The sequence below is a fragment of the Klebsiella sp. PL-2018 genome, assembly GCF_019048985.1.
Classification (GTDB): domain Bacteria; phylum Pseudomonadota; class Gammaproteobacteria; order Enterobacterales; family Enterobacteriaceae; genus Klebsiella; species Klebsiella michiganensis.
The window spans coordinates 521948-536098 of the sequence record NZ_CP077673.1 but is presented as its reverse complement, the minus strand read 5'-3'; the positions used below and the strand labels follow the sequence as shown (position 1 = coordinate 536098).

The window sequence follows — 14151 nt, the reverse complement described above, 5'->3', positions numbered from 1 at the left end:
GTCGAAACTCCTTATTGAGCAGAAGCATCTGCCAGTTGTTTTTCCGCGTCCTCTTCAGCGCGCAGCGTGCGCCCTGCGAAGAACATATAAGCCAGTGCGATAATGATAATGACGGCCATAAACGCGATACCGATGGAGGCGAAGCCCTGCATCATCGGCGGCGCCAGAATTGACCAGTCCGCCATGCCCATCCAGGCGCTCATGCCGGTCAGCTTCACCGCCCAGACGCAGCCAAATATTTCGATCATGCCCATCACCAGACAAATCTTGAGCGCCGCGCGCCAGCCGCCAAAGTGGTTAGCAAAGACGCCGATGGTGGCGTTTGAGAAAAACATCGGGATAAAGCCCGGAATAATCAGAATGGAAGAGCCGAAGCCGACCAGAATACCGACGGCGATCAGCTGGCCGATGGTGCCCCACATAAAGCCCCAGACGACGGCGTTTGGCGCAAAGCTATAGATCGCCGCACAGTCAATGGCCAGTACGGCGCCGGGAATCAGGCGCTGGGAGATACCATTGAACGCCTCGGAAAGTTCGGCGACGAACATGCGCACGCCCTGGGTGATAATGAAAATAGCGACGGCGAACGAGAAGCCCGTTTGCAGGATATAGACCGTCCAGTGGGTGTTACCCGCCATCGCCTGTACGGTGTCGATGCCGAAGGAGAGCAGAATCGCGCCGAAGAAAATGGTCATCACGATGGCCGTGGAGACGATGTTGTCGTGAAAGATGTTCAGCCAGCCCGGCAGCTTAAGATCCTCAACGCTCTCCTCTTTTTTGCCCAGATACGGGGCGACCTTGTAAGCAATCCATGAAGCGAACTGCTGCTGGTGTCCGATGGAGAAGCCGCAGCCGTCGGTCACTTCCTGAGTCGGCTTATACATCATGTTCGAGGTAATGCCCCAATAGAGCGACACCAGTACCGCCGTACAGATGATGGTCGTCCACATCGGGTAGCCGAAGATGTAAAAAGAGACGGCAATCAGCCCCGCCTGCTGGAACATGATGTGCCCGGTCAGCATGATGGTGCGAATACCGGTAATACGCCGCAGCAGGACATAACAGATATTCAGCGCCAGGGCTAACAGCACGGCATAGCCCACCCAGCTGTAGGCGTCGCCCATGCGTTCGATCGTGGCCATCATTGACGCGTAGGTATCGGAGATAGCGCCGTTAATGCCGTAAACCTCAGACATTTTCGCCACGACCGGCTTAAACGTGCTGGTCAGAATGCCGGAGCCGGCCTGCAGCAGCATAAAACCGATAATGGTTTTAATCGTCCCTTTAACAATAACGCTGGCGCTTTTGCGCAGCAGGATATAGCCCAGGCAGGTCACAATACCCAGCAGCAGCGGGGCGTTGGTCATAACCTGGTTAAAGAACACGGTAAAGATGTGGTAGAGAATCTCCATAACACACTCCAGAAGGTGGACGCTCTGAACGCACGCTACGCCCAGGTTGGTTGTTGCGATCACTCTAATAATCAAAAATAATCACAACAAGATTATATTTGATTAAATGTGACGCACGCCGCAAATAATCACACAATCCGCCATCGTATTAATTCTCATTTCTACAAAATGTAAAATAGTATATTTAAATCAATGAAATAAAACCTAACTCATGTCATAACGTCAGCCTGCCCCTCTTTTTACTCTCCACGATTCCCCTCATGAAGGGCAAATTTCAGGATTGCAATCTTGAATAAACGGTGCCAGTATTCGTCAAAACAAATCACATCGTGATTACTTCTGATAATATGTGAGGGAAAAACAAATGAGTAAAGTACAAACCATCACCCGCGAATCATGGATCCTGAACACTTTTCCGGAGTGGGGTAGCTGGCTGAACGAAGAAATTGAACAAGAGCAGGTTGCGCCGGGCACCTTTGCCATGTGGTGGTTGGGTTGTACGGGCATCTGGCTGAAATCCGAAGGCGGAGCCAATATCTGCGTCGATTTCTGGTGCGGTACCGGCAAGCAAAGCCACGGGAACCCGCTGATGAAAACGGGCCACCAGATGCAGCGTATGGCCGGCGTGAAGAAGCTCCAGCCAAACCTGCGCACCACTCCGTTTGTTCTCGATCCGTTCGCTATTCGCCAGATCGACGCCGTACTGTCCACTCACGATCATAACGATCATATTGATGTGAACGTGGCCGCCGCGGTCATGCAGAACTGCGCCGAGGACGTGCCGTTCATCGGCCCGCAAACCTGCGTCGACCTGTGGATGGGCTGGGGCGTTCCAAAAGAGCGCTGTATCGTGATGAAACCAGGGGATGTGGTTAAAATAAAGGATGTTGAAATCCACGCGCTTGACGCTTTTGACCGTACGGCCCTCATCACCTTACCCGCGGATCAAAAAGCCGCAGGCGTCCTGCCGGACGGAATGGATCAGCGCGCGGTGAACTACCTGTTCAAAACGCCGGGCGGCAACCTGTATCACAGCGGCGATTCCCACTACTCCAACTACTACGCGAAGCACGGTAACGAACACCAGATCGACGTGGCGCTGGGCTCCTATGGCGAGAACCCGCGCGGTATCACCGACAAAATGACCAGCGCCGATATCCTGCGCATGGCCGAGTCGCTGAATGCTAAAGTGGTAATCCCGTTCCATCACGATATCTGGTCAAACTTCCAGGCCGATCCGCAGGAAATCCGCGTTTTGTGGGAGATGAAAAAAGATCGTCTGCAGTATGGCTTTAAGCCTTTCATCTGGCAGGTGGGCGGAAAATTCACCTGGCCGCTGGATAAAGACAACTTCGAATACCATTATCCGCGCGGATTCGACGATTGCTTCACGATGGAACCGGACCTGCCCTTTAAGTCGTTCCTGTAAGGCTTCTCCGGCGGGACCGCCCGCCGGAAATTATCCCCGTCAGCATTAGTATTTTCACCTGATTTCAAATATCATCTTTGCTTATCACTTTTAATCGGATTTGCTCATGACGGAAGCGCAAAGACATCAAATTTTACTGGATTTGCTGGCACAAACGGGATTTGTCACCGTGGAGCAGGTGATTTCCCGGCTGGGAATTTCTCCGGCGACGGCACGACGCGATATCAACAAACTCGACGAAAGCGGCAGGCTAAAAAAAGTCCGCAACGGCGCGGAAGCCATCAGCGAGCAGCGCCCGCGCTGGTCGCCAATGAATATTCACCAGGCGCAAAACCACGATGAGAAGGTACGGATTGCGCGTGCGGCTTCGCAGCTGGTCAACCCTGGCGAAAGCATCGTCATTAACTGCGGCTCTACCGCATTCCTGCTTGGGCAGGAGCTGTGCGGCAAACCGGTACAGATCATCACCAACTATTTGCCGCTGGCCAACTATCTGATCGATCAGGAACACGACAGCGTCATCATTATGGGCGGGCAGTATAACCGCAGCCACTCTATCACCCTGAGCCCGCAGGGCAGCGAAAACAGCCTGTATGCCGGGCACTGGATGTTCACCAGCGGCAAAGGGTTGACCGCCGAAGGGCTGTATAAAACCGATATGCTGACGGCGATGGCGGAGCAAAAAATGCTTAACGTCGTCGGCAAACTCGCGGTCCTGGTCGACAGCAGCAAAGTCGGCGAACGCGCCGGAATGCTCTTTAGCCAGGCCGGGCAAATCGACCTGGTGATTACCGGTAAACAGGCGGATGAGGCGATCCTCAAGCAGCTTGAGGATCAGGGCGTGCAGGTGATTCGCGTTTAAAGGTGACGTTGAAAAAAGTCCACCGTCGCGGCTAACGCTTCCGGCGTAATGCGGTGGCGGACGCCTTTCTGCCAGAGGCAGGTTAAATTGTCGGCCAGCGCGTTTTGCTGCAGCGCCTGCTGCAGGCGGAAGGTTTCCCCCGGCGGCACGACATCATCTTCATCGCCGTGCCAGAGCAGCAGCGGACGGCTGGCCAGGGTCGCCAGCTGCTGGCTGACGTCCCACGCCACCAGCTGTTCTGCATCGAACGAAGGCGAAGGGAAAAGCGCCTGCGAGAGCGAACTGAAATAGCCTGACCCCATCAGGCAGGCTACGCTTTTCAGCTCCGGGTGGTGGGTCATAATCCCTAATGCCGTCATTCCGCCCATCGATGCGCCTGCCACCGCCAGCCTGTCGTCAGCAAGCCATCCCCGATCCCGAATCGCCTCCTGTAGTGCCGGAAATTCAATAAAATTGTTCATCAGAATCGGCCAGAAGCGCTGCATCCGCCCCTGTTCGTCTCCCCGGTAGCGCGCGCCGTGTTCCGCTGCATCAGGCATAATCACCCGAAACCCCGCCTCTGCAAGCGCAACGGCAAAATAGCTGTAGACCAGCTTAGAAGAGGTAAAACCATGATAAAAGACAATGCAAGGCAGCGCCGTATCCGCGGCGCCCTGCGGGTACGCATGGAGAACCTCCCCACCCGCAAGGTTACGCATTTCTAGTGCAATCATTTACCGTCTCCTTTCTCTCAAGTGATGTTATGTTATTACTCAAGTCGCTCGTTCGCACATGATTCATAATCTTGAGAACCAGATTACGCTTTCACGATATTTTCATTCGAAAATCGCGTACGGGATAACAATTTGGGAACATTCCCCGGAAATGACATTCAGGCTACCACTACACTATGACTAACAGGAAACGAGATATGGTTATGCGTAGGTTTGCACCGTGGTTAATGGCAATCGCTTTAACCGGCTGTAGCGCCCTACAGGGGACGCCAAAGGCGCCGCCGCCGGCAACCGACCATCCACAAGAGATCCAGCGTAATCAGACGGCGGGTCTGCAGAAGATGGGGACGGTGAGCGTATTAATGTACGGCTCACCGATGGATGTCGAGGCTGCGCTAAAGGTCAAAGCTGAGGCGGCTAAAGCGGATTACTACGTCATCATAATGATTGATGACACCATGGTTCCGGGCCAGTGGTATTCGCAGGCAATTTTGTACCGTAAATAGCGGTCAACCTTTAAGCCAGCTTTACACTGCTTTGCATCCATTCACGTTCTCCTGTGCATAATAACGTTCGGCCAGCTGTAACCTGGCAGGACGTTAGCAACGGACTGCCCTCAGGACTATGTGAAATGGAGCTGACGATGAAACGAACTTTTACCCTACCCAGCCTGATGTTGACCACCGTCACGGCCAATACTTCCGCGCAGTCAGCGGAGTTTGCCAGCGCTGACTGCGTAACGGGCCTGAACGAAATTGGCCTGATTTGCGTTAACAACATCTCGGGCAGCCAGCAGGATGTTGAACACGCTATCGCCGTGCAGGCCGATGAGCAGGGCGCCTCCTGGTATCGCATCGTCCAGATGTACGAGGAGCAGCAGCCGGACAACTGGCGGGTACAGGCCATTCTTTATGCCTGAGGCGCCTGTCGTCCACGCCCCGTTGCCCGTAACAGTAAGTCATCCAGCGTCTGCTCATCCAGCCGCATGCCGCCGCGCGCGTCGAGCATCATACGGCACCAGGCCTCTGCCAGCGGCGGTGACGCGAAGCGTAATAGCTGCGCCCCAACGCCCAGCATATAGACCAGCCGGGTAATCTCCCGCCCCTGCTCTTCCAGAGGCCGCCGTAGCCACTGCTGCAGCTGCCGCCACGTCCGATCGAAATGACGATTTTGCCCTTTCACTTCCGCGCACTCCGCCGCCAGAAGTTCGAGCGCCGCCGGCTGCTTCATCAGAACCCGCATCACGTCCAGACACATAATATTACCGGAACCTTCCCAGATGCTGTTTACCGGCATTTCACGGTACAAACGCGGTAATTCACTCTCTTCACAATAGCCTGAACCGCCCAGTACCTCCATCGCCTCGGCGACGAACGCGATCCCGGATTTGCAGACAGCAAATTTCGCGGCGGGCGTGAACAGCCTTGCCCATAGCGCTTCCTGCACATCGTCGCGCCTGTCCCAGGCCCTCGCCAGGCGGAACAGAAAGGCGGTTTGCCCTTCCAGCCGCAGCGCCATCTGCCCCAGAACCTGACGCATTATCGGCTGATCGACCAGATTTTTACCAAATGCCTGACGCTGCAGAGCATGGTATAGCGCTACCGAATAGGCCCGGCGCATCAGCGCATGGCTACCCAGCGCGCAGTCAAAACGGGTCAGGCCGCCCATTTTGAGAATTTGCCGGACGCCATCGCCCTCTTCTCCGACCAGCCAGCCGCAGGCATTGAAAAACTCGACTTCGCTGCTGGCGTTCGCGCGGTTACCTAATTTATCTTTCAGCCTTTCCAGATGTACGCCGTTACGCTGGCCATCCGGCAACAGGCGCGGAACAAAAAAGCAGGAGAGGCCCGCCGGCGCCTGAGCCAGCACCAGATGAGCATCGCTCTGCGGTACCGAGAAAAACCATTTATGTCCGATCAGATGATAAAAGCCTTCTGCGCTTTTCTCCGCTCGCGTCGTGTTGCTCAGGATATCGGACCCGCCCTGCTTTTCCGTCATCCCCATCCCGATAAGCAGCCCGCGTTTCTGATTACCCGGCACAAGGTGCGGATCGTAGCGATCGCTTAATAGCGGCGATAGCCAGTCGCTAAAAGTCTCGGGTAAGGAGCGCTGCAGCAATGGAATCGCGGCAAAGGTCATGGTGGTGGGACACAGGGTGCCCGCCTCGACCTGCGCATGCAGCATAAAGCGGGCAGCGCGGGCAACGAAGGCGCCTTCACGAGCCTCTTCCTGCCAGGCAAGATTATGTACCCGGTTAGCGCACAGCCCCTGCATCAGTAAATGCCAGGCGGGATGGAAACGAACATCGTCAAGACGCGATCCCGTTGCGTCATAGCGCAGCAGTTCCGGCGGATTGCTGTTGGCCAGGCGCCCCAGTTCCAGCGATTCGGCCGTCCCCAGCTGTTGGCCAATGCTCGCCAGCAGATCGCCATCCCAGCCCGCGCCTTCGCGGACGACGGCTTCACGCAGGGCGGTATCGGACAGGAATAAGTTACTGTTACATAGCGGCGAGGGTTGATTAAATACGGTATGAGTTTGCCAGTGCATTATGTTTCCCTCCTTCAATGGCTCTATCCATAAGTATGGACAACGGCGCACTTTCCGTCAGAGAACTCTGTTATAAAGTTCTCTCACAATCAGAAAGGGAATTTCATGATTCATTTAATTATTGAAGATCGGCAAAATGCGCCGAACTATATTCCGCTTATCCACCGCCATCTTCCTCATCTCGCGATGAGCGCTATCAAACAGAACCTGAACGCTTCCGGTTACGTCACCTCATTTGATGAAAACAAAATCTGCGATGACATTCTGGAAGAGCAGAATCCTGTTGGAAATTTTCTTAATCTCATCAAAGTATTAAAGAATCGAGGCGCGCAGCTTAAATTCCTCGAGCAAACGGGAGATGAACCGGGAGAAGAATTACCCTTGAGCCAGGTCCTGAACTATGTTGAAAGAGGTCTCGACATTGCCCGTCGGATAGAGCGAGAAGGCGGTCAGAACTGAAGAAGATAAGCCATTCCAGAGAATGGCTTATTTGGAAAGAAGAGATTAGCTGCGCTGGCGTACCGCTTCAAACAGGCAAATACCGGTGGCGACCGATACGTTCAGCGACGACACGCTACCGGCCATCGGGATGCTGATCAACTCGTCGCAGTGCTCCCGGGTCAGGCGGCGCATGCCTTCGCCTTCCGCCCCCATGACCAGCGCCAGCGATCCGGTCATTTTGCTCTGGAACAGCGTATGATCGGCCTCGCCGGCGGTACCGACGATCCAGACGTTCTCTTCCTGCAGCAGACGCATGGTACGCGCCAGGTTGGTGACGCGGATCAGCGGGACGTTTTCCGCCGCGCCGCAGGCCACTTTTTTCGCCGTGGCATTCAGCTGCGCAGAACGGTCTTTGGGGACAATCACCGCATGCACGCCAGCGGCGTCAGCGCTACGTAAACAGGCGCCGAGGTTGTGCGGATCGGTCACGCCGTCAAGGATCAAAAAGAACGGCTGATCGAGAGAGGCGATCAGATCCGGCAGATCGTTCTCCTGATACTGACGTCCGGGCTTCACGCGGGCAATAATTCCCTGATGAACGGCGCCTTCGCTTTTCTCATCCAGAAACTGGCGGCTGGCGACCTGAATCACCACGCCCTGCGCTTCCAGGGCATGGATCAGCGGCATAAGGCGCTTATCCTCACGGCCTTTCAGAATAAAGACTTCCTGAAAACGTTCAGGAGCGCGCTCCAGCAGTGCCTGCACCGCGTGGATGCCGTAAATCATTTCACTCATTTATCTACTCGTTTAGGTTCTGTTATCCGTTCCCTTCCCCCCGCCCCGCCACGATGTCGGGAGGCGCGGGGGTAAAGGGAATCGCACTACTCAGCGATATTCTTTTTCTTCGCCGCGCGCTTGGCTTTGGTCGCTGCGGCTATCTTCTGGGTTTTCTCCGACGGCTTTTTCGCTTTCTTCTCGCCTTTTGGCTGAGCGGCTTTCGGCTGAGACTGACCTTTCTGTTTGCGGAATGCGCTATCCGGCTCGAAGTTTACCTGCTTGCCCGCCTGACGGCGACGTCCGGAAGATTTACCTGCGCCGCCTTTCTTCGCTTTTTCACGCTCGGTCTTACCGACGTTGCGCGGCGCGCGCTCGCTGGAGATAAGCGAGAAGTCAATTTTACGCTCGTCCATGTTGACCGCTTCAACGCGCACTTCCACGCGATCGCCCAGTCGATAGGTCTGGCCGCCGGATTCACCAATCAGACGCTGTCCGACCTGATCGAAGCGGTAGTAGTCGTTATCGAGGGAGGAGACGTGCACCAGACCATCAATAAACAGCTCATCCAGACGGACGAAGAAACCAAAGCCGGTCACGCTGGCAATCACGCCCTTAAAGACGTTACCCACCTGATCCAGCATGAAATCACACTTCAGCCAGTCCGAAACATCGCGCGTCGCTTCATCAGCACGACGCTCGGTCATCGAACAGTGCGCCCCCAGCTGCAGCATCTCGTCCATGCTGTAGTGCCAGCCGCCGGTCTCGGTGCTATTGCCTTTATGGCCCTGCTCTTTCGCCAGTAAATACTTGATCGCGCGATGCAGCGAAAGGTCAGGATAGCGGCGAATCGGCGAGGTGAAGTGGGCATAGGATTGCAGCGCCAGACCAAAGTGGCCGCGGTTTTCCGGGTCGTATATCGCCTGTTTCATCGACCGCAGCAGCATGGTTTGCAGCATCTCTGCATCCGGACGATCGGCGATAGAGGTCAGTAATTCCGCATAGTCGCGCGGCTCCGGCTTGTTGCCGCCAGGCAGTTCAAGCCCCAGCTCCGCGAGCACCGAACGGAATGCGGTAATCGCTTCCGTACTCGGTTTGTCATGGATACGGAACAGCGCCGGTTCCTCGGCCTTCTCAACGAAGCGCGCAGCGGAGATGTTCGCCAGGATCATGCACTCTTCAATCAGCTTGTGCGCGTCGTTACGCTGAGTCTGCTCAATACGTTCAATGCGGCGTTCAGCATTAAAGATGAATTTAGCTTCTTCACTCTCAAATGAGATACCGCCGCGCTCTTCACGCGCGCCGTCCAGCACTTTGTAGAGGTTATGCAGCTCTTCAATATGCTTAACCAGCGGCGCGTACTGCTCACGCAGATCCTGGTCGCCCTGCAGCATATGCCAGACTTTGGTATAGGTCAGACGGGCATGGGAGCTCATCACCGCTTCGTAGAATTTGAAGCCGGTCAGACGCCCCTTGGCCGAAATCGTCATTTCACAAACCATACAGAGCCTGTCGACCTGAGGATTCAGTGAACACAGGCCGTTAGAGAGCACTTCAGGCAGCATCGGAACCACCTGAGACGGGAAGTAGACCGACGTGCCGCGGCTGCGCGCTTCGCCATCCAGCGGCGTACCCGGGCGCACGTAGTAGCTCACATCGGCGATCGCCACCCACAGACGCCAGCCACCGCCGCGTTTCTTCTCGCAGTACACGGCATCATCAAAGTCACGGGCGTCTTCGCCATCAATGGTGACCAGCGGCAGGCTGCGTAAATCAACGCGCCCTTGTTTCGCCTCTTCCGGTACCTGTTCTTTCAGGCCGGCGACCTGTTTTTCGACCGCTGGCGGCCAGACGTAGGGAATTTCATGGGTGCGCAGGGCCATATCGACCGCCATGCCGGTACCCATATTGTCGCCGAGGACCTCAACGATCTTGCCGACCGCTTTGGTGCGGCGGGTTGGGCGCTGGGTCAGCTCAACCACCACCACAAACCCCATCCGCGCGCCCATGATCTGTTCCGGGGGGATCAGGATATCGAAGCTCAGGCGGCTGTCATCCGGCACCACGAAGCCAACGCCCGCATCGGTAAAGTAGCGGCCCACAATCTGGCCCGTTTTTGGCACCAGTACGCGGACAATACGCGCTTCGCGACGGCCTTTACGGTCGGCGCCCAGCGGCTGCGCCAGCACCTGATCGCCGTGAATACAGGTTTTCATCTGCTCGGACGACAGATACAGGTCATCTTTACGGCCTTCAACGCGCAGGAAGCCATAACCATCGCGATGACCGATAACGGTCCCTTTCAGCAGGTCAAGACGTTCCGGCAGCGCATAGCACTGACGACGCGTAAAGACCAGCTGACCATCGCGTTCCATTGCGCGCAGTCTGCGGCGCAATGCTTCTTGTTGTTCTTCGCCTTCAATATTCAGCTCTATTGCCAGCTCATGTCGGCTAGCCGGTTTTTCGCGTTTTGCTAAATGATCGAGGATAAATTCCCGGCTCGGGATTGGATTAGCGTATTTTTCAGATTCGCGGTCCAGGAAAGGATCTTGTGACATGTCGGTTCCTCCGTTGTCATCTCCAGTGAAGTTTACGTCACTCCACCAGCAATAATTTATAAAGCGGTTGATTCTTTTCAACCAAATCGGCCAGCGTGTAGTTATCCAGTTCCTTGAGAAAACTTTGCGCGGCTTCAGCAAGCGCCTGTTTCAGACGACAGGCGGGCGTAATATGGCAAAATTCGCTGCTGCAGTTGACCAACGAGAGCGGCTCCAGATCGCGAACAACATCACCCACGCGAATCATATTTGCCGGTTTCCCCAGACGAATTCCCCCGTTTTTTCCCCGTACCGCCGTCACGTACCCCACGCGACTTAGTTGATTGATTATTTTAACCATATGATTACGGGAAACGCCGTAAACCTCCGTCACTTCGGAGATGCTGGTCATTCTTCCATCCGGTAGCGACGCCATATAAATCAGCGCGCGTAATCCGTAATCAGTGAAACTCGTTAACTGCACAATCAACCTCAGGGAAAAGAAAAACAGAGTGCGTCGGTAGACAATTACTATTGATGATAAACCAGCCAGCGCTCAGGCCGCTAATTTATTTAAATGGGGCGGGCGAACAGCAAAAACAAGAGGCGCCTTAACGGCGCCCCTGGAGATCGTTATGCGTCGAACGGATCGCGCAAAATCATCGTCTCGGTACGGTCAGGACCGGTAGAGATAATATCAACCGGTACGCCGGTCAGCTCTTCAATGCGTGCGATGTAGTTCAGCGCTGCCTGCGGCAGACCGCTGCGCTCTTTCACGCCAAAGGTGGTTTCAGACCAGCCCGGCATGGTTTCGTAAATCGGCTCGATGCCTTCCCAGTTGTCAGCAGCCAGCGGAGTGGTCGTCACTTCGCGGCCATCCGGCATCCGGTAGGCTACGCAGATTTTAACTTCTTTCAGGCCGTCCAGGACGTCCAGCTTAGTCAGGCAGAAACCGGACAGGGAGTTAATCTGCACCGCGCGGCGCACCGCTACGGCATCCAGCCAGCCGGTACGACGACGACGGCCGGTGGTAGCGCCAAACTCGTTACCCTGCTTGCACAGGAACTCGCCGGTTTCATCAAACAGCTCAGTCGGGAACGGACCCGCACCTACGCGAGTGGAGTACGCTTTGATGATACCCAGAACGTAGTCTACATAACGCGGACCCAGACCGGAGCCGGTCGCCACGCCACCTGCGGTGGTGTTGGAAGAGGTTACGTACGGATAGGTACCGTGGTCGATATCGAGCAGCGTACCCTGTGCGCCTTCAAACATGACGAAATCGCCACGCTTGCGCGCCTGGTCAAGCAGATCGGAAACGTCAACAACCATCGCGGTCAGGATGTCGGCAATCGCCATGACGTCATCGAGAACTTTCTGGTAATCAACCGCTTCAGCTTTGTAGAAATTCACCAGCTGGAAGTTGTGATATTCCATCACTTCTTTCAGTTTCTCAGCGAAGGTGGCTTTATCAAACAGATCGCCAACGCGCAGACCGCGGCGAGCCACTTTATCTTCGTAAGCCGGGCCGATACCGCGACCGGTCGTACCGATAGCTTTCGCGCCGCGCGCTTTTTCACGCGCGACATCCAGCGCAACGTGATATTCGAGGATAAGCGGGCACGCTTCAGAAAGCAGCAGACGCTCGCGGACAGGGATACCACGGTCTTCCAGACCTTTCATCTCTTTCATCAGCGCAGCCGGAGAAAGCACGACACCGTTACCGATGATGCTGGTGACATTCTCGCGAAGAATACCTGATGGAATGAGATGGAGGACGGTTTTTTCACCGTTGATTACGAGAGTATGGCCGGCGTTGTGACCGCCCTGATAGCGCACAACATATTTAGCCCGTTCAGTCAGGAGATCGACGATCTTCCCTTTACCTTCGTCACCCCATTGGGTGCCCAGTACGACGACGTTGTTACCCATTTTTCAAAATCACCGTTTGCTTAAAAATGGATTCTACCATCGCTTTTTCAGAGTTACAGCACTTTTTGCACTCAAAAGGCGGGAAATTAGTCTACTTTACGCTCAGCCAATCGTTTTCCTCAACATGTAGTAGATGACGATACCGGCAACCACAAGACCTCCGCCAAACCGGCGTAATAAATTATCCGGTAATTGGCTCATCGTGGCGACCATTCGACGCCACGCGCGCGGATAAAGCAGCGGCCCAAGCCCTTCAAGTACTAAAACCAGCGCCAGTGCCAGCCAAATTGTAGAGTTCATTATTCACCTTTATGTAAGTACAGCCACCGTCGCTCACCCCTGTGAGTCGTTGCTCAATTCATATTCTCCGGTATTTCATCATTGTTATGAACCGGCTTTATGAAACAAAATACATAACCCATTGGCGAACCCAAATCCGCTGCGAACATTGTAAAAAAGGCGCCTCAACGGGCGCCTTTTTGCTTACTCATTGCTTATCAGCGGGTCGCTGACGTGGGTGATTTCATATAGCGGAAGAAATCGCTGTCCGGGCTGAGAACCATCACATCCTGATTGCTCTGGAAGCTGTTCTCATACGCACGCAGGCTACGGATAAAGGCATAGAAGCCTGGATCCTGGCTGAATGCATCAGCAAACAGTTTCGCCGATTCAGCATCGCCTTCACCGCGCAGAATACGACCCTGACGCTCGGCTTCCGCCAGCGTTTTGGTCACTTCATAATCCGCGGTCGCGCGCAGTTTTTCAGCTTCTTCCTGACCCTGTGAACGGTGACGACGCGCTACCGCTTCACGCTCGGCGCGCATACGGTTGTAGATCGCTTCAGACACTTCGGCAGGCAGGTTGATCTGTTTAATACGCACGTCGACGACTTCAATACCCAGCGCCGCCATACTGTTCGGGTTGATCACCTGAACCTTACCGTTTGTTTCTGCTTCAACACGCTCCGCCGCTTTAGCAATCGCGTCATCGGCAGCCGGCGTACTGACTTCATCTTCTGTGCCCGCAGAACCTGAGTTCAGCGCATCGCGGACTTCCAGGGTCAGACGGCCGCGGGAGTCGGTCACGATGTCTTTCACATCCAGACGGCCAATTTCAGAACGTAGACGGTCAGAGAATTTACGCTTCAGCAGCACCTCGGCCTGGGAAACGTCACCGCCGCCGGTTGCCAGGTAGTAACGGCTAAAGTCGCTGATGCGCCACTTGATGTAAGAGTCAACAATCAGGTCCTTCTTCTCTTTGGTAACAAAGCGGTCGGCCTGGTTGTCCATCGTCTGGATACGCGCATCAAGCATCTTCACGGATTCAATAAAAGGAATCTTGAAGTGAAGGCCAGGCGCGTACACCAGCGGTTTGTTTTCATCGTCGCGCAGAACTTTACCAAAACGCAGCGTAATGCCGCGCTCGCCCTCTTTGACCACAAAGATGGACATGTAGAGCACCACCAGCACGATGACAATTATCGCGATAACAGATTTACGCATCG

14 protein-coding genes are annotated in these 14151 nt (G+C 54.9%); 5 read left to right on the top strand and 9 right to left on the bottom strand.

The features are described 5' to 3' along the window. Nucleotides 1-11: 11 nt before the first annotated feature. Nucleotides 12-1412: a PTS ascorbate transporter subunit IIC gene (ulaA, locus tag MKleb_RS02525; protein WP_004097992.1), complete on the bottom strand. Its 1401-nt coding sequence runs from the start codon at nt 1410-1412 to the stop codon at nt 12-14. Nucleotides 1413-1776: 364 nt separating this feature from the next. Here ulaA and ulaG point away from each other — a divergent pair, with 364 nt between their 5' ends. Together ulaG and ulaR are read left to right on the top strand one after the other, a co-directional pair. After that, nucleotides 1777-2841: an L-ascorbate 6-phosphate lactonase gene (ulaG, locus tag MKleb_RS02520; RefSeq protein ID WP_004097991.1), complete on the top strand. Its 1065-nt coding sequence runs from the start codon at nt 1777-1779 to the stop codon at nt 2839-2841. 106 nt (nt 2842-2947) lie between these two features. Then, entirely contained in the window at nt 2948-3703 is a 756-nt protein-coding gene (ulaR, locus tag MKleb_RS02515; RefSeq protein WP_004097990.1) for an HTH-type transcriptional regulator UlaR, read from the top strand. Here the strand turns inward: ulaR and yjfP are convergent. After that, nucleotides 3700-4416, bottom strand: a complete 717-nt coding sequence (gene yjfP, locus MKleb_RS02510) for an esterase (protein WP_004097989.1) — start codon at nt 4414-4416, stop codon at nt 3700-3702. The two genes, ulaR and yjfP, sit on opposite strands and share 4 nt — an antisense overlap. A 197-nt stretch (nt 4417-4613) precedes the next feature. Here yjfP and bsmA point away from each other — a divergent pair, with 197 nt between their 5' ends. Both bsmA and yjfN read left to right on the top strand, forming a co-directional pair. Next, nucleotides 4614-4922 (top strand): biofilm peroxide resistance protein BsmA, encoded by a 309-nt coding sequence (bsmA, locus tag MKleb_RS02505; RefSeq protein ID WP_004097988.1) that lies wholly within the window; start codon nt 4614-4616, stop codon nt 4920-4922. A gap of 137 nt (nt 4923-5059) precedes the next feature. After that, a complete protein-coding gene (yjfN, locus tag MKleb_RS02500; protein WP_014227626.1) occupies nt 5060-5335 on the top strand; it encodes a DUF1471 family protease activator YjfN in 276 nt (91 codons plus the stop codon). Here yjfN and MKleb_RS02495 read toward each other — a convergent pair. Continuing rightward, nucleotides 5326-6963, bottom strand: a complete 1638-nt coding sequence (locus MKleb_RS02495; RefSeq protein WP_025107631.1) for an isovaleryl-CoA dehydrogenase — start codon at nt 6961-6963, stop codon at nt 5326-5328. The genes yjfN and MKleb_RS02495 overlap by 10 nt on opposite strands. A gap of 105 nt (nt 6964-7068) precedes the next feature. On the opposite strand from MKleb_RS02495, the gene MKleb_RS02490 reads away from it, so the two are divergent. After that, nucleotides 7069-7422, top strand: a complete 354-nt coding sequence (locus MKleb_RS02490) for a hypothetical protein (protein WP_025107632.1) — start codon at nt 7069-7071, stop codon at nt 7420-7422. A gap of 45 nt (nt 7423-7467) precedes the next feature. Here the strand turns inward: MKleb_RS02490 and rlmB are convergent, their stop codons facing one another. From rlmB to hflC, 6 genes are all read right to left on the bottom strand, one after another. Next, nucleotides 7468-8199: a 23S rRNA (guanosine(2251)-2'-O)-methyltransferase RlmB gene (gene rlmB, locus MKleb_RS02485; RefSeq protein ID WP_004109129.1), complete on the bottom strand. Its 732-nt coding sequence runs from the start codon at nt 8197-8199 to the stop codon at nt 7468-7470. Nucleotides 8200-8285: 86 nt separating this feature from the next. Further along, nucleotides 8286-10736, bottom strand: a complete 2451-nt coding sequence (rnr, locus tag MKleb_RS02480; RefSeq protein WP_217076430.1) for a ribonuclease R — start codon at nt 10734-10736, stop codon at nt 8286-8288. 37 nt (nt 10737-10773) lie between these two features. Next, the gene (gene nsrR, locus MKleb_RS02475) at nt 10774-11199 is read right to left on the bottom strand and encodes a nitric oxide-sensing transcriptional repressor NsrR (protein ID WP_004097980.1); all 426 of its coding nucleotides are present in this window, start codon (nt 11197-11199) and stop codon (nt 10774-10776) included. Between the two features lie 149 nt (nt 11200-11348). Further along, nucleotides 11349-12647, bottom strand: a complete 1299-nt coding sequence (locus MKleb_RS02470; protein WP_004097979.1) for an adenylosuccinate synthase — start codon at nt 12645-12647, stop codon at nt 11349-11351. A 102-nt stretch (nt 12648-12749) separates the two neighbouring features. Beyond that, nucleotides 12750-12947: a DUF2065 domain-containing protein gene (locus MKleb_RS02465; protein ID WP_004097978.1), complete on the bottom strand. Its 198-nt coding sequence runs from the start codon at nt 12945-12947 to the stop codon at nt 12750-12752. A gap of 197 nt (nt 12948-13144) precedes the next feature. Next, nucleotides 13145-14149, bottom strand: coding sequence for a protease modulator HflC (hflC, locus tag MKleb_RS02460; protein ID WP_004097977.1), 1005 nt, complete (start codon nt 14147-14149; stop codon nt 13145-13147). Nucleotides 14150-14151: the final 2 nt, after the last annotated feature.

Bases quoted from the DNA above. Each gene is read 5' to 3' on its own strand.
- yjfP (WP_004097989.1), bottom strand. From the start codon at position 4,416: ATGATTGCACTAGAAATGCGTAACCTTGCGGGTGGGGAGGTTCTCCAT.
- MKleb_RS02465 (WP_004097978.1), bottom strand. From the start codon at position 12,947: ATGAACTCTACAATTTGGCTGGCACTGGCGCTGGTTTTAGTACTTGAA.
- MKleb_RS02495 (WP_025107631.1), bottom strand. From the start codon at position 6,963: ATGCACTGGCAAACTCATACCGTATTTAATCAACCCTCGCCGCTATGT.
- yjfN (WP_014227626.1), top strand. From the start codon at position 5,060: ATGAAACGAACTTTTACCCTACCCAGCCTGATGTTGACCACCGTCACG.
- ulaA (WP_004097992.1), bottom strand. From the start codon at position 1,412: ATGGAGATTCTCTACCACATCTTTACCGTGTTCTTTAACCAGGTTATG.
- MKleb_RS02490 (WP_025107632.1), top strand. From the start codon at position 7,069: ATGATTCATTTAATTATTGAAGATCGGCAAAATGCGCCGAACTATATT.
- MKleb_RS02470 (WP_004097979.1), bottom strand. From the start codon at position 12,647: ATGGGTAACAACGTCGTCGTACTGGGCACCCAATGGGGTGACGAAGGT.
- ulaR (WP_004097990.1), top strand. From the start codon at position 2,948: ATGACGGAAGCGCAAAGACATCAAATTTTACTGGATTTGCTGGCACAA.
- rlmB (WP_004109129.1), bottom strand. From the start codon at position 8,199: ATGAGTGAAATGATTTACGGCATCCACGCGGTGCAGGCACTGCTGGAG.
- rnr (WP_217076430.1), bottom strand. From the start codon at position 10,736: ATGTCACAAGATCCTTTCCTGGACCGCGAATCTGAAAAATACGCTAAT.
- bsmA (WP_004097988.1), top strand. From the start codon at position 4,614: ATGGTTATGCGTAGGTTTGCACCGTGGTTAATGGCAATCGCTTTAACC.
- ulaG (WP_004097991.1), top strand. From the start codon at position 1,777: ATGAGTAAAGTACAAACCATCACCCGCGAATCATGGATCCTGAACACT.
- hflC (WP_004097977.1), bottom strand. From the start codon at position 14,149: ATGCGTAAATCTGTTATCGCGATAATTGTCATCGTGCTGGTGGTGCTC.